This window comes from Limnobaculum xujianqingii (genome assembly GCF_013394855.1).
GTDB lineage: Bacteria > Pseudomonadota > Gammaproteobacteria > Enterobacterales > Enterobacteriaceae > Limnobaculum > Limnobaculum xujianqingii.
Genome location: NZ_JABMLK010000002.1, coordinates 837,508 through 858,057 on the forward strand (window position 1 = coordinate 837,508; position 20,550 = coordinate 858,057).

Annotated in this window: 15 protein-coding genes; 13 read left to right on the top strand and 2 right to left on the bottom strand. The window is 47.5% G+C overall.

The window, feature by feature from the left end; genetic code table 11:
• Positions 1-238 precede the first annotated feature (238 nt).
• From dagR to dagF, 7 genes are all read left to right on the top strand, one after another.
• Positions 239-3,055, top strand: a complete 2,817-nt coding sequence (dagR, locus tag GOL65_RS17790; RefSeq protein WP_140918142.1) for a transcriptional regulator DagR — start codon at positions 239-241, stop codon at positions 3,053-3,055.
• Positions 3,056-3,192: 137 nt separating this feature from the next.
• Positions 3,193-3,609, top strand: coding sequence for a PTS sugar transporter subunit IIA (locus GOL65_RS17795; RefSeq protein ID WP_140918141.1), 417 nt, complete (start codon positions 3,193-3,195; stop codon positions 3,607-3,609).
• Positions 3,610-3,613: 4 nt separating this feature from the next.
• Entirely contained in the window at positions 3,614-4,099 is a 486-nt protein-coding gene (locus tag GOL65_RS17800; RefSeq protein WP_140918140.1) for a PTS system mannose/fructose/N-acetylgalactosamine-transporter subunit IIB, read from the top strand.
• An 86-nt stretch (positions 4,100-4,185) separates the two neighbouring features.
• Positions 4,186-4,932: a PTS mannose/fructose/sorbose/N-acetylgalactosamine transporter subunit IIC gene (locus tag GOL65_RS17805; protein ID WP_130591880.1), complete on the top strand. Its 747-nt coding sequence runs from the start codon at positions 4,186-4,188 to the stop codon at positions 4,930-4,932.
• 23 nt (positions 4,933-4,955) lie between these two features.
• Positions 4,956-5,801 (top strand): PTS system mannose/fructose/sorbose family transporter subunit IID, encoded by an 846-nt coding sequence (locus tag GOL65_RS17810; RefSeq protein WP_407657526.1) that lies wholly within the window; start codon positions 4,956-4,958, stop codon positions 5,799-5,801.
• 4 nt (positions 5,802-5,805) lie between these two features.
• On the top strand, positions 5,806-6,936 hold the full coding sequence (gene dgaE / locus GOL65_RS17815) for a D-glucosaminate-6-phosphate ammonia lyase (RefSeq protein ID WP_140918138.1): 1,131 nt from the start codon (positions 5,806-5,808) through the stop codon (positions 6,934-6,936).
• The gene (gene dagF / locus GOL65_RS17820) at positions 6,923-7,675 is read left to right on the top strand and encodes a 2-dehydro-3-deoxy-phosphogluconate aldolase (RefSeq protein WP_179038478.1); all 753 of its coding nucleotides are present in this window, start codon (positions 6,923-6,925) and stop codon (positions 7,673-7,675) included. Before dgaE ends, dagF begins: the two co-directional genes overlap by 14 nt.
• A 124-nt stretch (positions 7,676-7,799) precedes the next feature.
• Here the strand turns inward: dagF and copA are convergent, their stop codons facing one another.
• On the bottom strand, positions 7,800-10,526 hold the full coding sequence (copA, locus tag GOL65_RS17825; RefSeq protein ID WP_140918137.1) for a copper-exporting P-type ATPase CopA: 2,727 nt from the start codon (positions 10,524-10,526) through the stop codon (positions 7,800-7,802).
• A gap of 240 nt (positions 10,527-10,766) precedes the next feature.
• Here copA and GOL65_RS17830 point away from each other — a divergent pair, with 240 nt between their 5' ends.
• The 6 genes from GOL65_RS17830 to GOL65_RS17855 all read left to right on the top strand — a co-directional run bounded on the left by GOL65_RS17830 (position 10,767) and on the right by GOL65_RS17855 (position 19,581).
• Entirely contained in the window at positions 10,767-13,997 is a 3,231-nt protein-coding gene (locus GOL65_RS17830) for a hypothetical protein (RefSeq protein WP_140918136.1), read from the top strand.
• Between the two features lie 168 nt (positions 13,998-14,165).
• Positions 14,166-15,971, top strand: a complete 1,806-nt coding sequence (gene cysJ, locus GOL65_RS17835; RefSeq protein WP_140918135.1) for an NADPH-dependent assimilatory sulfite reductase flavoprotein subunit — start codon at positions 14,166-14,168, stop codon at positions 15,969-15,971.
• Positions 15,971-17,668 carry an assimilatory sulfite reductase (NADPH) hemoprotein subunit gene (gene cysI, locus GOL65_RS17840; RefSeq protein ID WP_140918134.1) on the top strand — a complete coding sequence of 566 codons (1,698 nt, stop codon included), beginning with the start codon at positions 15,971-15,973 and terminating at the stop codon, positions 17,666-17,668. The genes cysJ and cysI overlap by 1 nt, the downstream gene beginning before the upstream one ends.
• Positions 17,669-17,677: 9 nt before the next feature.
• A complete protein-coding gene (locus GOL65_RS17845) occupies positions 17,678-18,412 on the top strand; it encodes a phosphoadenylyl-sulfate reductase (protein WP_140918133.1) in 735 nt (244 codons plus the stop codon).
• Positions 18,413-19,027: 615 nt separating this feature from the next.
• Complete coding sequence (locus tag GOL65_RS17850; protein ID WP_140918132.1) at positions 19,028-19,270, top strand: type II toxin-antitoxin system CcdA family antitoxin; 243 nt, start codon at positions 19,028-19,030, stop codon at positions 19,268-19,270.
• Between the two features lie 2 nt (positions 19,271-19,272).
• Entirely contained in the window at positions 19,273-19,581 is a 309-nt protein-coding gene (locus GOL65_RS17855) for a CcdB family protein (RefSeq protein ID WP_140918423.1), read from the top strand.
• On the opposite strand, the gene yghX is transcribed toward GOL65_RS17855, so the two are convergent.
• Complete coding sequence (yghX, locus tag GOL65_RS17860) at positions 19,562-20,479, bottom strand: YghX family hydrolase (protein WP_140918131.1); 918 nt, start codon at positions 20,477-20,479, stop codon at positions 19,562-19,564. The genes GOL65_RS17855 and yghX overlap by 20 nt on opposite strands.
• Positions 20,480-20,550: the final 71 nt, after the last annotated feature.

Sequence of the window (20,550 nt, forward strand, 5' to 3'; positions counted from 1 at the left end):
CTGAATAGCCTTGTCAGGTAAAATTAGAAGCGTTGGTTTTATCTGATGTATCTAAAATAATTCAGGGTAAGTTCGGAGTAATCGCCTCTGTTACTGGCTGCGAGTTACGTCTGGTTAGCCTTTACGGAATGGGTTACTCTCTGAGTCAGATAAATAACGATACTATTAATAGAATCAGCTTTGGTAGTGGAAGATATAGCCCAATGCATTCAACGGTAAATAATAAAAACGGGTACTCATGAAACGTAAAGATGCAGTTTGCCAGGAGTTAGAACGACTGACGCTTACTCTGAAGCGCGAGGCTTTGGGTGGTACGGTGGGATTTGATGCGGACACTATCGGTTTTAATCTTGGGCTGGCCCGAAATTCAGTCAGTAAAGAGCTAAACCAGCTCTGTACTGAAAAAAGAGTGATTAAAATTAAATCCCGACCGGTACTGTTCTTGCATCTGGCGGTGATTGAGAAACTGCTGAATATTAGTTTTAGTCATGATGCACTATTGGAAGTCAGAACCTTAGCGGAACTGCTGCCAATAGCGGAAGAAGAAAACTCAACGGATACCGATCCTTTCCATTCATTAATTGGTTATGACCGTAGTTTGAGACTGGCGGTAGAAAAAGGCAAAGCGGCAGTGCTTTATCCGGGAGGGTTACATGTGCTGCTTACCGGACCTTCTGGTGTAGGTAAAACTTTTTTTGCTGAAATCATGCATCAGTTTGCTGCTGGTCAATTAACTCATTCGACGGTTCCTCTGGTCTATTTCAACTGTGCTGAATACGCCAATAACCCGGAATTACTCTCTTCCCATTTGTTTGGTCATAAACAAGGGGCATTTACCGGCGCCAGTGAAAATAAACGAGGATTGATAGAGCAGGCTGACGGTGGTTTTTTGCTGTTGGATGAAGTGCACCGTTTGCCCTATGAAGGGCAAGAAAAACTATTCTCCATTTTGGATAAAGGGGAATATCGTCCGTTGGGGTCAAGTGAGAAGGCCCGTTCTATAAGCGTTCGGTTAATTTGTGCTACTACAGAAAGCGCCGATTCAACGCTATTACGTACTTTCTTGCGTCGAATTCAGGTGACGATTGCCATTCCTGCGCTACGAGATCGTTCGCTGGAGGAACAGGTTGAAATCATCATTGGCTTTATTCAACTTGAAAGTCGAAAAATTGACAGAACCATTCGTCTTGATAAGGGATTATTGCTGTATCTGCTGGAGAAACCGTTGGCAGGTAATATCGGTCAGCTAAAAAGCGATATCCAATTTTTGTGCGCTCAGGCCTGGGCAAGTGGCATGGGATCTCCACAACAGCATCCAATACTGATTCTGGATAAACGCCTGACCGATAGCCATGTTTCTGCTAACGCCAGCAGCCGGTTACTGGTTGATGGGTTATTTGGTCAGAAAGAATTTATTGATATCAACGCCCAACCATTCGCTCAACTAAAGCAGCATCTGATTGCGCTGAGTTCTGAGCAGGATAGCGATCTGTTTTATACCTATCTGACACGTGAGTATGTCAATTTACGCAATAGCAATGTGCCGCCACAAGAAACGCTATCCATTCTGAAAAATAAGTTACGTACTATTTTTGAGTATGGGCTTTACAGCCATAATGCCGGGGATGCGGACGAACGCTATTACGGTGGTCAGATTGAGCAGAGAATTGCGCTACTTACCGGCTGTATTGAACAGGTTCTGGGTTTTCCATTGCCGCAGAATATGGTCGGGCATCTGCGTAAACACTTTCTGGCGCTTCTCTCCTATGTTCAAAAAGGGCTGATCCCGAATCTTTATTCTAATAGCCTGATTTTGGATTACTGCAAAGATGAGTATGAAAATGCCACTCAGCTATGCCAGAAGATTAATGAAATTTTCCATATTCAGTGCCCATCAACTGAAATCGTCTATTTATGCCTGTTCTTAAAAGAGTGCCGTAGTTTTCGTCAACGTAAAGATGTTAATCCGGACTGTGGTGTGATGCTGATCGGTCATGGCTCCACCACGGCAAGCAGTATGGCGAACTATGTGAACCGGGTACTGGAGCGAGAACTGTTTACCGCTATCGATATGCCATTTGAACAATCGGTTCATGACACTCTGGAATTGTTGATTAATGAGGTGCGTGAAAAACATTACCAGCGATTGGTGTTGATTGTTGATATTGGTTCTCTGGTTCATTTTGCCAGTACGGTGAATAAACTGTTTCATATCGATGTATTGCTGATTCAAAACATTACGCTGTCATCATTGCTGGAAATAGGTTTGGACTTAACTTATGAAACCAGTGAGTTTGAGCCGTTAATGGCTCTGATGAACAGTAAAGGCATTCCTTTTCATCTGTGCGATCGGCATGAGGAAGAGAGCGGAAAAGTACTGGTTATCTCCTGTATTACCGGTATGGGTACCGCAGTGAAAATCAAAAAGGTGCTGGAAGAAAGCTTTGGCACGTTAATGTCAGATGATACCAAACTGATTGTGGTTGATTATAACGAGGTTCGTAGTCTGGAACGATTGCGTAATGCCATTGGTGGCAATGAGCGTTTAGTAGGTATTGTGGGTACTTTCCAGCCAGGATTGCCTGATATACCTTTTATCTCGCTGGAAGAGCTGTTCTCTGAACAGGGGCCTGAGTTAGTGCTGAGTTTACTGACTCCGGATTTGAATAGTGCAGAGCGCCAGTTAGAAGTTGAACGTAGTTCAATGCGTTTTATCAGTGCCCTGACGCTGGAAAGTATTATCAACCATATTTCTGTGCTGAATCCTCAACGAATTTTGCAGGAAATGGAAGGCGTATTGCATTTAATTTGCCGTACACAGGATATCCATCCAACCCGTCAGGTGACACTTCGTTTCCTCATCCATTGCTGTTGTATGGTTGAGCGTATCGTTTTAAGCCATAAACCGTTACAGATCGCATTGGATGCCGAGCAGGATTTAGACCAACAGGCGTTTTCTGTCATCAAGAATGCTTTTTTACCCATAGAACAGGCATATTCCATTCGCCTTTCTGACGCCGAATACTTTTATATCTACGAGCTGCTTTACCGCTAACCCTTCTGTAGCGGGGATTTAATGCCCCGCACCTCCATGATGATCCCTGACGTGCCACAAAGCTGGCACGTCAATTGCTATATCCAGAGTAATACTAAATTTAGCAATTTATTTTCAGGGAAAATCAGGAGGTTCTTTTGTCTTTAACACCACAAATTTTACTGCTTACTCACGGTGGCTGGGGAGCGCAACTACGTGAAAGCGTTCGCATGGTGATCGGTGAAACCGACGGTGTGTTTGATATCGCTTTAATGCCGGTTGATACCCTTGATGAGTTTTATCAAAAAGTTAAGCAACAGGTTTCTGTTATGCCTGCGGGCTCAGTGATTCTGACGGACTTTATTGGTGGAACCACCTCCAATGTCGCTGCCCGTCTGAGTGCAGACTACCAAATTGGCGTGATCTCTGGCTTGAACGCCACGTTACTGCTAGCGGCTATTGATTTACGCGATCGGGGCGCACTCACTGACTCTATTGATGAGTTAGTCGAGTTAGGTCAGAAGAGCTGTATTGACGTCGTTAAGCATATTAAATCAATAACATCAGAGGAATAACATCATGGCTAAAATCGTACTGTGCAGAATTGATAGCCGCCTTATCCACGGACAGGTCGTTACTAAATGGGTTGGACAATCTCAGGCTAATCGTATTGCCGTTGTCAGCGATGAGCTGGATGCCGATCCTTTCATGAAAAGTATTTATTTAATGGCTGCGCCTCCTAATGTGAAAGTGGATTGTTATAGCAACCAAAGCTTTGCAGCAGCCTGGAATGAAAATCAACTGGGTGTGGGCAACGTGCTGGTGTTGTTCCCGAATCTGGCATCAGTACAAAAAGCGGTAATCGATGGTTTTAACGTTACCGGCATTCAGGTTGGCGGATTAGGTGGTGGGCCAAACCGCAAAGCGGTATTCCAGAATATTACGCTGGATGAAGCCGATGTCATCGTGTTACGTGACCTGCAACAACGTGGCGTGAACGTTATTTTCCAAACTATTCCTGAGGACAAACCTCAGGCGTTGGAAGATGTATTAAAAAAATTCTGACTCCACGATAGCCAAAGTAACAGAGGTTGCCGCTAACGCTGATGCAACTTCAAACAATAAAAATAGAACATCTTAGGAGTAACACTATGGATAACTTAACTGTTGCCATCTGTATGGGACTGTACTACTGGTTTGCCCGTTTGCGTTTGGGGTACACCTTATCGGGCATGTTAATTCAGCCTATTGCGATTGCCGTATTTGTTGGTTTGTTACTGGGCGATATGAAAACTGCGATGATTATTGGCGCAGGAATGCAATTGGTTTATCTGGGCGTAACCTCCACTCCCGGTGGTAATGTGCCATCAGATCCGGCATTAGCTGCCTGTATCGCTTTACCGATTGCGGTTAAAGCCGGCATGGACCCTAATCTGGCCATCGCACTGGCAATACCGTTTGGGGTGATCGGCGTGTTTATTGACCAGCTACGTCGTACGTTGAACGCTATCTGGGTTCATATGGCGGATAAGTATGCTGAACAGGCAAATATGCGCGGCATCATGATGTGTGCATTCTTGTATCCGGCGTTGCTGGGATTAGTCATTCGCTTCCCGGTCGTGTTTGCCGCCAACTATTTTGGTCAGGGCGTAGTCGAAAAATTCCTGGCATTAATGCCTCACTGGTTAACCCATTCCTTTGAAATCATGGGCGGCATCCTGCCAGCACTTGGTTTTGCTATCACCATTATGGTTATCGGTAAAAAGAGTTTACTGCCGTACTTTATTGCAGGTTTCTTCGCCGTTATTTACTTAAAGGTCGACATCATGGCTATGGCGATTTTCGGTACCTGCGCGGCGTTCTTAGTAAAAAACATGGCGAAGAGTGAAGGAGCATAATCATGAGCACCACAGATAACGCAATGATGGATCATGAGCTGGTTGAAAGAGCTCGTCAGACGAATGTACTGACCAAAAGAGATATCACTAAAGCCTGGTTTCTTTACTGGCTGGGGGCTGAGGTTTCTAACTCGTATGAACGTCTGCAAAGCCTGATTTTCTGCGCCTCCATGACGCCGATTATTAAAAAACTGTACCCACAAAAAGAAGAGCAGGTTGATGCCCTTAAACGCCACCTGAATTTCTTTAACAGTGAACAGACCTTTGGTGCCGTGATTCAGGGCGTTGCCATTGCAATGGAAGAACAAAAAACCCGTGGTGAAGCCATTACCGACTCTTCTATTACCGGTATTAAAACAGGTCTGATGGGACCATTAGCAGGTATTGGTGACTCAATCGTATGGGCAGCTATTATGCCATTGCTGATTGCTATCTTTATTCCTTTTGCCGCAAGCGGTAGCGCATGGGGCGGTATTATGCCGGTAGTACTGTATACCGGTATTACACTGGCAATTAGTTATGGTTTAGCACACAAAGGCTACACCCTGGGGCGTGAGTCAATAATTAGCTTACTGCAGGGGGGGAACATCAAAGAACTGATTTACGGGGCCAACGTACTGGGCCTGATAATGATGGGTGCCTTGTCTGCCAGCTACGTTAAGATCACCACACCATTGAAAATCAGTGCCCTGGAAGGCTCGGAAATTGTCGTTCAGCAGATTCTGGACTCGATTGCTCCCGGTCTGTTACCTCTGGCGGCGGTATTCTCTATTTATCTGTTCTTACTGAAGAAAGGTCCTCGCTATACCACTATTTTATTCTCGGTAGTGATACTTAGCCTGTTCTGTTCTTTGACTGGCCTGCTATAAGGAAATCTGGATGAATATCTACCAACGACTGGGGTTGAAGCGAGTGATCAATGCCAGCGGGAAGATGACGATTCTTGGTGTCTCCTCCGTTGCGGCGGAGGTGATGCAAGCCACCGCCGAAGCCGCAGCTTCGTTTGTTGAAATTGATGAACTGGTCGATCGCGTCGGCCAGTTAATATCGCAACATACCGGAGCAGAAGACAGTTATGTCACTTCATGTGCGTCAGCAGGAATCGCTATTGCCGTTGCCGCTGCGGTTACCCGTGGGGAACCCGACTTGGTTGCTCAACTTCCTGACAGTCAGGGATTGGCTAACCAAATCGTTATGCTACGTGGACACAATATCGACTATGGTGCTCCGATTACCACCGCGATTCGCCTGGGTGGCGGTAAAGTGATTGAGGTAGGGCAAAGTAATCTGTCTTATCGCTGGCAGTTAGAAAAAGCCATCAGTTCCGATACCGCCGCTTTGCTATACGTCAAATCTCATCATTGTGTACAAAAAGGGATGGTAGCGCTGAAAGACTTCGTCGAGGTTGCTCAAAACCACCATCTCCCATTGATTGTTGATGCAGCCGCAGAAGAAGATTTACGCGCCTATGTAGCTGCGGGTGCCAGCATGGTGATTTACAGTGGCGCTAAAGCACTGGATGCACCTACTTCAGGATTTATTACCGGGCAGGAGCAATGGATTCGCCACTGCAAAGCTCAACATAACGGTATTGCCCGTGCCATGAAGGTCGGCAAGGAAAATATGGTCGGACTGGTGATGGCAATGGAACGTTATCAGACTCATCAACCTGACTGGGCGCAGCAATTGCCCGAGCTTAAGCAGGTTGCACAAAAGATATCTGCTATTGCTGGCTTTCAGGCAGATATTGAACAGGATGAAGCCGGGCGTGCTATTTATCGCATTCGGGTAAAAGTCGACGCCTCCCAACTGGGGCTAAATGCTGTAGAGGTTGAAGAACTGCTGCGTACGGGAGAAGTTGCCATTTATACCCGTCACTATTTTCTTCACCAGGGAGTATTCAGTTTTGATCCACGTGGATTAAAAAATGATGATTTCGCCCTGATTGTGGCTCGTTTGCAGGAAATATCTCAATTATCCGGAGCTCAGCATGCAGCAAATTAATTTTTATCAGCAACGGGTTGCCCTTAATGTGCTGGCTAAAGATGTGGCAAATGCGGTTGATGTGTATCGGGCTGCGGAAGGTCATGCCGTAGTGGGAATTATTTCCGCACAGTTCAATACGGTTGAAGAGGGAGTTGCGGAAGTAAAACGATGGATGGAACAAGTGCCTGCTATTTCCGTTGGTTTGGGTGCCGGGTCAGCACAGCAGTTTTATAAAGCCGCGATGATTGCAGCGCAAACTGCTCCAGCTCACGTTAATCAAACCTTTACCGGCTGTGGTTTTGCTGCGGGTGCACTGGCTGCGCGTGGTGTAACCAATACTCGTATTAATGCATTAATTTCGCCTACAGGTACACCAGGGAGCGTGATTATTTCTACTGGTGTGCATAGCAGTCAGGGATTACCCGCCATTGTCAGTTGTGATACGGCAGTAAAAATGATTCAGGATCTTGGTGGTCACGCGGCGAAATTCTTCCCGATGGGAGGGATGAAGTCATTACCAGAGCTCAAAGCACTGGCTGAAAGCTGTGTACGTAACGGTATGACGATGATTGAACCTACGGGGGGCATTGACCTGAACAACTTTCGTCCAATTCTTGAAACTTGCCTTGAAGCTGGCGTTGAGCAAGTTATGCCGCATATCTACAGTTCAATTATTGATGCTGATAGTGGTAACACGCGTATACCAGATATGGTGAAGTTACTGGATATAGTGAAATCCGTCATGAAGTCGTTTTGACCGCATTGGGTAATATGTTGAATCAGCCGGTCATTAAAATTGCTGATTATCAGTAGCTTTAATGACCGGAACTGAGTTTTAGACTAATTCGTTTTCGGCTTAGGTATTCAGCCATCCACGATGATTATTTTTTAGGCTTAAACCGCAACAAACGGTTGGCATTGCCCACTACAGTAATAGACGATAACGCCATGGCTGCACCGGCCACCACCGGACTGAGTAACGCACCGGTCAATGGATAAAGCACACCCGCTGCAATCGGAATACCCAGAGAGTTGTAAATAAAGGCACCCAACAGGTTCTGCTTCATATTGCGTAATGTCGCTTTAGATAATTCCAGCGCATCGGCAACGCCGCTCAGGCTATGGCGCATCAGGGTGATAGCAGCGGTTTCAATGGCAATATCGCTGCCGCCTCCCATGGCAATACCCACATCGGCACAGGCCAGTGCCGGCGCATCATTAATGCCATCACCTACCATGGCAACTTTATGTCCTGCCTGCTGTAGCTGTTTAATGGCATCGGCTTTACCATCAGGTAATACGCCAGCGATAACTTTATCAATGCCAGCTTCTTTAGCGATGGCATTGGCAGTAACATGATTATCTCCGGTTAGCATCACCAGTTGATAACCCTGTTGATGTAAGCGCTGCAATGCCTGAATGCTGTCGTTTCTTAATGGATCGCGAATGGCGAACACGGCGACTAATATGCCGTTTGCTGCCAGCAATACCGGTGTTGCCCCTCGTTCTGCTTCAGTGCGGATAGCTTCAGTTGCGGCGCTGATATCGACTTGCTGTTCTGTCATCAACCGATCGTTACCCAGCAGTAACACAGCCTCACCAACGGACCCACTAACCCCTAAACCTCGCAGAGTGCGAAATTCACTGACCTGCGGCAAACTTATTGCTTCAGCTTTAGTGATGATCGCGTGAGCTAATGGATGGCTGGCACCTTGTTCTAAGGCTGCTGCCCATTCCAGTACCTGAGCTTCAGTTGCCTGATTAAAGGTATGAATGGCGGTAACCTGTGGTTTACCTTCGGTTAGCGTACCGGTTTTATCAAAAATCACCGTATCAACGGCACTGGCCTGTTGCAGCGCATCGGCATCACGTACCAGTACTCCTAATTCAGCGGCACGACCAACGCCGGAGATAATCGACATTGGCGTAGCCAGACCCAGCGCACAAGGGCAGGCGATAATCAGTACCGTGGTAACAATCACCAGGGTATACACCAGCTGTGGTTGCGGCCCAACCAGATACCAAATCAGTCCGCTGATTAATGCGATAGCAACCACTACCGGTACAAATACCGCGGAGATACGGTCAGCCATACGGCCGATTTCTGGCTTACTGCTCTGAGCCTGACGCACCAGCTTAATAATACGAGCCAGCGTGGTTTGGTTACCGATAGCACCTGCACGGAACAGGGCACTACCATCCTGAACCACAGTACCTGCATGAACGCGATCCTGTGCTGATTTCTGCTGTGGCATGGCTTCACCGGTCAACATAGCTTCATCCAGCCAGATCTCGCCCTGTATCACTTCGCCATCCACCGGAACCCGATCGCCAGTGGTCAGTCGAATTGACATGCCCACCTGAACTTCAGACAGCGGGATGACTTTTTCACCCTGTTCGGTAACCACTTTGGCGGTTGGTGGTGTCAGATCCAGCAATCGTTCCAGCGCTTTTGACGAGCGTTGTCTTGCCCGCTGTTCCAGCGCATGGCCTAAATTGATCAGACCGATAATCATAGCGCTGGCTTCAAAGTAGATATGCCGGGCAGCCATTGGAAAAATCTGTGGCCAGATAGCAACGCTGATGGAGTAAATCCAGGCGGCACCAGTACCCAATGCAATCAGGGTATCCATAGTGGCGCTGCGGTTCATCAGGCTACGCCAGGCATTCACATAGAAATGCCCTCCGGCAGCAATTATCACTGCCAGCGTGATCAGTCCGGTCACAATCCAGTAAGGTTGGTTATCAGCCGTCACCATCATGGTGCCACCAAAAACGCCCCACAGCATAAGTGGAACACCTAATGCCAGCGCCAGTGCGGATTGCCAACGGTATTTACGAATGCTTTTTTGTGAAGTTTCGTGCTGACGGGCGCGGCGTTGATCTTCATCCTGAATGATCTCCGCACCATAACCCGCTTTTTGTACTGCATTGATCAGCTCAGCTTGCTGTGGTTGACCAAACACCATGGCGCTGCGCTCTGCCAGATTGACCCGAGCCTGTTCAACGCCGGGAACACTTTCCAGCGCTTTCTGAACTTTGTTAACACAACTGGCGCAGCTCATACCGCTAAGCAGTAGCTGCACGCTATCATCATTATCGTCTGGCACTATCGTTGGTAATGCGTCTGCCGGATGGCTGTTCTCCGCCGCTGTCATTGGCTCCGGCTTTTCTGATACTGACAGCGGCTCAGTTTTTGGGTGAGCGGTACCGGTACTCAGGCTGGCTTCATAGCCAGCTTGTTTAACGGCTTCGATTAATACCGAAGGTTCCGCACTACCGTAAATCTCGGCTTTATCTAAAGTTACATCCGCCGCCAGTACACCATCAACGGCTTCCAGCGCTTTGGTGGTTGCGCCGGTGCAGTGACCACATGAGAGGCCTGACAGATCTAACGTCACGTCTGGTTTGGCAGTCTCAGCCTGATAGCCAGCCTGCTCAACCGCAGCAATTAACTCAGCGTCAGACAGTTCACTGACTACTTTAGCCTGAGTAACATTCACATCGCTGGACTGTACACCGGGCAGGGCATCCAGTGCTTTTTTAACTCTGCCGGCACAACCCATGCAGGACAAACCGGTCAGTTGCAGAATAGTAGTGTGTTGCATAATAGACTCCTGATTACTTGCTCAGATTTTTCTACCGTAATTGGCTTTTCTTAGCTGTAATGAAGTTTAAACCTTCCAGCAACGGGAAGGTCAAGGGTTGTTTTAAATCTGTTGTGATTAAAATTCCGGAATGATTTTTTAGCCGTATACAACCCAGGCAGAATAAGTACACTGAGTACCAGGTAGGGGTAAACGATGATAAAGCGTCCCCGGACAGGCTAATAGTGATAAGGATATTTGATGAATACCGCTAATATTTTGAAAGCGTTAGAAAAGCTCGATCATGATCAACGTTGGAAATATATGATTGAGCTGGGGAAAAAGGCTAAAAATTATCTAACGCTATCTCAGTCATTAACTTCCCTTTCTGTTTCTGATGTTCACTATCACCGGGTGATAGCTCTGATGTCGGCTCACGGTTCTCACGATCGTGCCATGATAGCCAGAGCGCTTGAGGATGCTTCCAACTTACACTTATCCTCCGCCATTACTTTAGCCGCTCAACACTTAGATGCTGACCAGATAGTGGATTTGGTTCCCGGACTATCAAAAAAGCGCCGCCATTTGATGTTTATGGCGTTATTACGCGTCAGAAGAACAGAGGTTAACGATCGTTTGTATAACCTGTTGGGTATTCATGAGAAACGTCAGCTTATCTCTTATACTTCTGAAACCTTTGTTCGCAGTCTGGATGCTTCACATTTTGACGGACTGGATTCATCACAGTGGGCGCGTTTAGCCTCGCGTTTTCCTTCTCTGACACAGCAGCTATTATCGGAACGTCTGAGTTCAACCCTTGAACCTTCGTGGTTATTGCAATCTTCGGTGACATACGTCTTGCATCGAATGTTTCGTTTTTCTCCAGATACCGGTCTGATATTACTGAAACAGGCCATGACACGCATGGAGCCACGACGCTTGCCCTTTAGCCTTTATGCTAAGCGGTTTGCTTCAGACATATCTACGCTGGTGCTGGCTAATCAGGGTTCGCTAAGCGTCACTTTTCCGCTCAATGCGTTAAAGCGTTTAGACAACGGTACATTGTGCCAACTAGCTCAGGCCGGTACGCTGACAAATCTGAGTCATGTATTTGCGAAGTTACTGCCTGAGCAGCGTATGGCGCTCTATGCGTCAGTGGGTGAGGCATGGCGAGATGCCAACGGAGCCTTGCCATTAAGCTATGTTAAAGCGTTATCCGAAAATCAGCGTGAAGCGGAAGCAAAACACGTATTTTCCTTGCCGCTGCTGGCTTCTCAACCTCTGTTACGTCTGCCTTATCTTGGGGTGTTATCTTTTCCTCAGGCTCTGGTGCTGGCGGAACCTTATCTGTCTCAGCCGGAAGGTGACTTGCGGGCAGCTGCAGTGAAATCATTGGTAGAAGGGGGGCGCTATCATTCGGATCGGCTTGGTGCCATTCTGGATTTCTGTTTAAAACGTGAAAACGAGCAGGACCCGGTACGATTAGCCATGATCGATGCGCTGGCCAGCCTGCCACCATCCCGCTGGTCATCTGCTCATCTTACGCAGCTTAAGGGCATTATTGATGCCGCTCTGCGTGCCCGTGACTGTTCTTTCCAGAGCATGGCCGAAGCTGCCCGTCTTCTGATGAGCATGGTTGTCTATCAGACGGACTTCGTGGTAGCGGAGCTGCCGGGGTTGGTAGAACGTATGGGGCGGCTTAACACCTTATCGTTGGAATCACGCATGACAGATGCGCAAATGATTCGATTGGCTCCGGTGTTAATTCCTTTGATGAAGGTATGGATAGCGCGTAATCATCACGAGCTGGCGCTGGGGTTAATATCTTGTTTTGGGCGACGGGCTAAGGCAGTACCTGAGTTTGCTCAGATGATGATAAAAATGACCTCCGATCAACGAGGCCATGTGGCTCGATCCGGACTGAATAGTTTGATCCGAATGGAGTTTAAGCCGCAGGTTGCAGAACTTATCCCGGCGTTAATTAAACAGGATGAAGGCTGGATTCAAGTCAGAGAAGTGGCTGAATACTTGCATCGTTATCGCCAGAGTTTATTAACGCCATTTTTAACTTATCGCGTTTATAAAGGGCGTTTTAGTTCTGGTTCAACGGCAACCATCCCCGGGTTCTATAATGGCTTTGCCCGCTGGACCGAGAGCCAACAGCAGCAATACGCTAAAGCTTTGCAGGGAATTATTAACAGCAGTAAACGCAATGCCTGGGAGCTGTATCAGGTGGTTAATCAGTTAGCAGCAATGCCATCCATTGATTTATCACCTTTGATTAAACTTGCGGATGTAAGAACCAGCGATGCTGCCTTACGGGATAAATCCCTTGAGGCATTAGGGCGTGCAGATGCTGGTCGCGGTGTGGCTGCATTGCTTGATGCATTAGACGATGCTCGTGCCCGGGTTGCTATTTATGCTTTGCGGCGTTCATTGCTCAATATGCCAGGCCGACAGGCATTAAACCTGTTGAGCGCGGTAACCAGTACTAAGATTACTGTAGTAAAAGAGGTTATCCGCCTGGCGGGTGAATTTGAAGGCGAAGAAACCTATACTTTTCTTCGTCGCTTTGCCAGAACAGAAAACTTGCATCCTGATGTTGAGATCGCTCTGCTACGCGCTTTCTGGGGATATCTCAATCATGATGAAGTCTGGGCAGATTTTCATGCCGCAGCGCGTAATCCGCGGGCTGCACTGGCTCGAAGTACTATTCGTATACCTCAGGAAGGACTTTCAGTTAAGGGCCAACAGCAATTAGCCATACAGATGATGCTGCTACTTGGACATACGGATGCTCAGGTTCAGCGTGAAACACTGGAACGTCTGGTGTTTATGCCGTTAGGATTCCCTGATACAGGGCTACGCAATGCATTAATTCCTCTGCTGGAAAATATCGACCCATCAATTTGTCAGCTTGTCGCGCAGGCTTTGCTGGCAATGTATGCCAGTGATAACGATGCTGAACTGGTGAATACCTTTGCCGGAGTGACTCAGGCGCAGTCGCTGGTGGCGATTGTCAGTGCATATGCGCAAAGAAAACAGATTAATTCATATGGTTTAGCCTGGTCAGCTCAGCAGTTAGGGGAGCGATTGTTAGCCCGCCGCTGGCAGCCAGGGCAGGCAATACGGCTGGCCATAATGATGCTTAATCCTTCTGTCAGTCTGGCTTTTATTCAGCAGATTCAACAGTCTGAGTTGTTGCATCCCGGAGCGGTAGAAGCCGGTTTAACCACGCTGAGAAAGATGGCGATAGCCAATACCCGACGGGAGTTAGAACTGATTGAGTTTGCATTGCGGTCAGCTTCTGATACGGGATTGCGTCGCCTTGGGTTAGGATTATTGTGTGAATTAGCCGATAAATATGGCTGGAATAAAGCGCTGCGGGAGTCTCTTCAGGGCTACCGGATTGACCCATCTCTGTGGATATCCGATGTGGCCGAGCTGATTATTCCACCACCAACACTGCCTGAGGCTGAAAGTATAAATTGATACGGTTAACCATCAGATAAGTTACTAATAGCGCCATTGGATTAAGATATCCAGTGGCGCTACCTCCCCATATGCCTTTTTATTATTTGTTATGTCTATCCATTCTTTAATCTAATGAAACCAGCGGGATACTCTTAGACAGAATAATTCTAAAGGATCCGCATACCCATGTCAGATAAGGCTTTACCTGTCCCGGTTTTACCGTTGTCACAGGAACAATTAGAACGGTTGAAGACTGCTACTTCCGGCTTGACGCCAGTACAGCTTGCCTGGGTATCAGGCTATTTGTGGGGATTAACCGATCGGGAGATCAATACGCTTACTGCGGCAATACCGTCATCAACCTCTGCTGCTACAGCTCGTCCGGTCACGATTTTATCCGCCTCGCAAACCGGTAATGCACGCCGACTGGCAACCCAGTTGCGTGACGATCTTAGCCATGCCGGATTATTTGCAACCTTAGTGAATGCCGGTGAGTATAAGTTTAAGCAGATCGATCAGGAACGGCAGCTTATTGTGGTGGCCTCAACTCAGGGAGAAGGTGATGCGCCGGAAGAGGCGATTGCATTGTATAAATACCTGTTTTCCAAAAAGGCTCCGGCGTTGAGTCAGACGCAGTTTGCGGTTTTTGGTCTGGGGGATACTTCTTATGAAAACTTCTGTCAGACCGGTAAAGATTTTGACCGTCGTCTGGAAGAGCTGGGAGCTAAACGCTTGCTGGCGCGAGTGGATGCAGATGTTGATTATCAATCGCTGGCTGAGCAATGGCGCCATCAGATTGTTGAACGCCTAAAGGCCGAAGTGCCTGCTTCGCTGCCGTCATCCGCTGCCCATACGCAGGGTATCAGTGAAAACCACAGTAAATACACCAAACAACAGCCGCTGATCGCCTCGTTATCGGTTAATCAAAAGATTACTTCACGGAGTTCCGATCGCGATGTGCGCCATATAGAAATTGATTTGGGTGACTCAGGGCTAAGTTATCAGCCAGGGGATGCGTTAGGCGTCTGGTTTCAGAATGATGCTGAATTAATTGAAGTTTTACTGTCAGAGCTGAGCATTGACGGTGATACTCAGGTTGAAGTTCAGGGCAAGCCACAACCGCTGAAAGACGCGCTCAAATATCACTATGAGCTGACACAAAATACTACCGCCATTGTAGAGTTTTATGCCAATTACAGTGGCGACTCACGTTTGGTTGAGTTGTTAACGAATAAAGCCCGACTACAAGAATATGCCCATAACACACCAATTGTAGATATGGTTCGCCATGCGCCTTCATCAATGGATGCTCAGACTTTGTTAACTATGCTGCGTCCTATTACTCCACGCCTTTACTCTATTGCTTCATCACAGGAAGAAGTTGGCAGTGAAGCTCATCTCACCGTTGGTGTGGTGCGCTATAACGTGGATGGAAATTCTCGTACCGGAGGCGCATCGGGTTATCTGGCAGATCGTCTGGAAGAAGAGGGCGATATTGCGGTGTTCATTGAACACAACGATAACTTCAGATTGCCAGACGATCCTTCTACCCCAGTGGTTATGATTGGGCCAGGAACCGGTATCGCACCGTTTCGTGCTTTTATGCAACAGCGTGAAGCGACCGGAGCAGAAGGCAAAAACTGGCTATTTTTTGGTAATCCTCATTTTACTTCTGATTTCCTCTATCAGGTGGAATGGCAGCGCTATGTAAAAAGCGGCTTGCTAAACCGTATTGATTTAGCCTGGTCAAGAGATCAACAACATAAAGTGTATGTACAAGATAAGCTGCGGGAAAACGGCAGCGAACTGTGGCAATGGATTCAGGATGGCGCCCATCTGTATGTCTGTGGTGATGCCAATCGCATGGCAAAAGATGTGGAACGTGCATTACTGGACGTTGTGTCAACGCACGGGGCTATGGACCCTGAGCAGGCCGACGAGTTTTTAAGCGAACTGCGTATCGATAAACGCTATCAGCGAGATGTTTACTAATGAGCAATGATTCAGAGATTAAACTGTCTGACAACGAGCGGCTAAAACGTGAGAGTAATTTTTTACGTGGAACCATTGCCGATGATTTGAAAGATGGCCTCACCGGCGGATTTCGCGGTGACAACTTTCAGCTGATCCGTTTTCACGGTATGTATCAGCAAGACGATCGTGACTTACGCGCAGAGCGAGCGGAACAGAAGCTGGAACCACTATTAAATGTGATGCTGCGTTGCCGCCTGCCGGGGGGGATTATTACTCCTCAGCAGTGGTTGGGTATCGACCGCTTTGCCGCTGAAGATACGCTGTACGGCAGTATTCGCCTGACGACACGGCAAACTTTCCAGTTTCATGGCGTCCTGAAAAATGATATCAAACCAATGCATCAATTGTTGCATCGGTTAGGTATGGACTCCATTGCCACGGCCGGTGACGTCAACCGCAATGTGTTATGTACCTCTAATCCCGTTGAGTCGGAACTGCATCAGCAGGCATACGAGTGGGCAAAGAAAATTTCTGAACACTTACTGCCAAAAACTCGCGCCTATGCTGAAATCTGGCTGGATGGGGAAAAGCTGGAAACTACCGACGTAGAACCGATTCTCGGTGCGACTTATTTGCCGCGTAAATTTAAAACCAGCATAGTGATTCCACCGGATAATGATGTGGATCTGCATGCTAACGATCTTAACTTTGTTGCCATTGGTGAGAATGGTCAGTTGGTCGGTTTTAACGTACTGGTAGGTGGTGGTTTGGCGATGACACACGGGGATAAACTGACTTATCCGCGTAAGGCCTCCGAGTTTGGTTATATCTCGTTAGAACATACTTTGGCGATTGCGGAAGCTGTGGTGACCACCCAGCGCGATTGGGGCAACCGTTCTGAACGTAAAAATGCCAAGACCAAATATACTCTGGAGCGGGTGGGTGTTGATGCCTTTAAGCAAGAGGTAGAGAAACGGGCCGGGGTGAGTTTTGCTCCTGTTGTTCCTTATCATTTCACTCGCCGTGGCGATCGAATTGGTTGGGTAGAGGGTATTGATAAACAGTGGCACTTAACGCTGTTTATCGAAAATGGTCGTCTGCTGGATTATCCCGGTAAGTCGCTAAAAACAGGCATGGCTGAAATTGCCAAAATCCATAAAGGGGATTTTCGCCTGACTGCCAATCAAAATCTGATTGTGGCGGGAGTTGCTGCTAAAGATAAAGCCAAAGTAGAGAAACTGGCTCGCCAACATGGATTAATTAATGATGGAGTATCGGAGCAGCGCAAAAATTCTATGGCCTGCGTTTCGTTTCCGACTTGTCCGTTGGCGATGGCTGAAGCAGAACGTTTCCTGCCAGATTTTATTACTCAGGTAGAGCAGGTAATGGAAAAGCATCAGTTGCCTGATGAACACATTATTCTGCGAGTGACCGGCTGCCCTAACGGCTGCGGACGGGCAATGCTGGCAGAAGTCGGGCTGGTGGGCAAAGCGCCGGATCGTTATAACCTGCATATTGGCGGCAATCGTGAAGGTACGCGGATTCCGCGTATGTATCGTGAAAATATTACTTCAGCACAAATACTGTCTGAGCTGGATGGTTTGATTGGCCGTTGGGCCAGCGATCGTCAGGAGCAGGAAGGGTTTGGCGATTATGTTATCCGCGCCGGAATTATCAAACCGGTGGTTGATTCGGCTCGTGATTTCTACGATTAAGGAGACATTATGTCGCACCTGAATTTAGCCCGGTTAAATCAGCTAACGGCAGATGAGCAGAAAGCTGAACTGGCGGAGGTGAACCGCCAGTTAGAATCGCTATCTGCTGCCCGGCGTGTTGCATGGGCGCTGGAGAATTTGCCAGAAAACAAAGTGCTTTCTTCCAGCTTTGGTATTCAGGCGGCGGTTTGTCTTCATTTAGTGACCCGACAGCAGCCAGAAATACCGGTGATTCTGACGGATACCGGTTATCTGTTTCCTGAAACTTATCAGTTTATCGATAGCCTGACGGAGCAGCTTAAGCTTAACTTGCAGGTTTATCGTTCTCCTTATTCTCCTGTCTGGCAGGAGAGCCGCTACGGCAAGTTATGGGAGCAGGGTGTTGAAGGCATTGAGCGTTATAACCAGCTAAATAAAGTTGAGCCAATGAATCGGGCGTTAGCGGAATTACAGGCACAAACCTGGTTTGCTGGTTTGCGTCGTGAGCAATCCAGCTCCCGGGCTCAATTACCGGTACTCGCTATTCAGCGTGGGGTATTCAAATTTTTACCGATTATTGATTGGGATAATCGTCAGATTTATCAATATTTGACGGATAACGGTTTGAATTATCATCCTTTATGGGAGCAGGGCTATTTATCGGTGGGGGATACTCATACCACTCGTAAATGGGAGCCTGGTATGAGTGAGGAGGAGACGCGGTTTTTTGGGTTGAAGCGGGAGTGTGGGTTGCATGAGGGGTGATGACCAAGAACTGGTGAATCTCATTTATCGAATTCAGAGGACATTCCGGTCGTAAAATCTGAAGTGCTTATATAGGATTTGTGCTCGACCGGAAGACCGTCTGTACTTGAAATCGGAGTGCGTTGGGCCTGGCCGGGCTACGGGCACTTCGTTAGCTTACGCCAAGTCGACCCCCACGCCCGTCCCTCCCAACGATTGGCACTGCTAACAGACAGATAGAGCACTCCGTTGGCTTACGTAAAGTTGACCTTCACGCCGTCCCTCCCGACAATTGGCACTGCTAACAGACAGATAAAGCACTTAGTTGGCTTACGCCAAGTTGACCTCCACGCCGTCCCTCCCAACGATTGGTATTGCTGACAGATAGGGCACTTCGTTGGTGTGCATCAAGTTGATTCCCTTGGTATTTTTATTGCGTATTGCTTCGCAACTTAATGATATGTGAATGGATTGCGTCAGGCTGTTTGGATAGCATTGATGGCAGTTAATGGAATGGTTTAATAATCAATTCATTGATTGTGTTATCGGGGTTATAGATAAGCAGGGTTCTTTACATCCCAGTGTTAATCGGTCAATATATGTGCCGATAGCACGTGTTTATTACAGGGGTGAAAAATGATAAAGACCCATGCAAAAATAACTAAAAAGACGGTCAGTGTGACGTTGGATCCAATCTTGTATCAAAAGGCTCGCGATATGGGTATTAATTTCTCAGCAGTATTGACTCAGGCTATTGAGGTGCAGTTGCAGGCAGCATCGGTTGCTCAATGGAAGCATGAAAACCAACAGGCGATGGAAGAGCTGAACCGGATTAGTGAAGAGGGTGGTTTACTTTCCGATGAGTATCGGGCGTTTTAATGGTGCAATATACCGTCTATCGTAATACGGGTAATAACAAGGATTACCCGTACTTATTGAATGTACAAAGTCATCTGATTGATGCGTTAACCACGCGCTTGGTGATTCCTCTTTTCCCTCGTAGTCGGTTTAAGGGGAAGGTGCCTCAACATCTGTGTCCGATATTAACCATTGGGGAGGCTGAGTATCTTTTGATGACTCATGAAATGGCCAGCGTGCGTCAAAGTATGCTGGGTGACGAAGTATGTCAGGCCCAGCATTATCGTGAGGTGATTAAAGCTGCCATTGATTTTATGATTGATGGGTTTTAGTGCCATCAGCAGATATTAAATACTTCCTGAACCAGGCCAGGGTTCTTTCCCAGGCAAGTTCTGCTGCATCTTTGTCATAGCGTGGCGTTGAGTCATTGTGAAAACCATGATTAACGCCGGGATAAATATAGGCTTCATAAGTTTTATGATTGGCTTTCAGTGCAGCTTCATAAGCTGGCCAGCCTTCATTAATGCGGGAGTCTAACTCCGCATAGTGCAACAATATTGGCGCTTTGATGTGCGGTACATCTTCCGTTTTGGCCTGTCGGCCATAGAACGGAACCGCAGCTGCCAGTTCCGGATAGGCCACTGCGGCAGCATTAGCCACACCTCCACCGTAGCAGAAACCGGTCATACCTACTTTTCCTGTTGTTGCATCGTGATGCATTAAAAACTCAATGGCGGCAAAGAAGTCATTCATTAATTTTGTGGGATCGACCTGCTGCTGTAACTCACGTCCTTTATCATCGTTTCCGGGGTAGCCGCCTACTGAGCTTAACCCATCCGGAGCTAGTGCTATGAATCCTGCTTTTGCCAGTCGTCGTGCTACATCTTCAATATAGGGATTGAGTCCACGATTTTCGTGTACCACAACTACTCCGGGTACTTTACCGCTGGCTTTCGCCGGACGGACGAAATAACCCCGAACGCTGCCGTGCCCCAACGGTGATGGATATTGGATATATTCAGCGATAATCTCAGGATCGGTAAACTCCACCTGTTGTGCATAACTGTAGTCGGGCATCAGCAATGACCCTAATGCAGCTGCCGATACGCCCCCTACCACCATCTTAGTCGCCAGATCGAGGAACTCACGTTTACTGATGCGCCCATGTACATAGAAATCAAAATACTCAAGTAGTGCAGGGGGAAAATCTTTTGCGGTGAGACGAGTCATATACTGGCTCCATGTTTGATAGTATTTGGTAAGTATAAATAATGGTCTGTTATTGGCTGTTTTGTAAACAT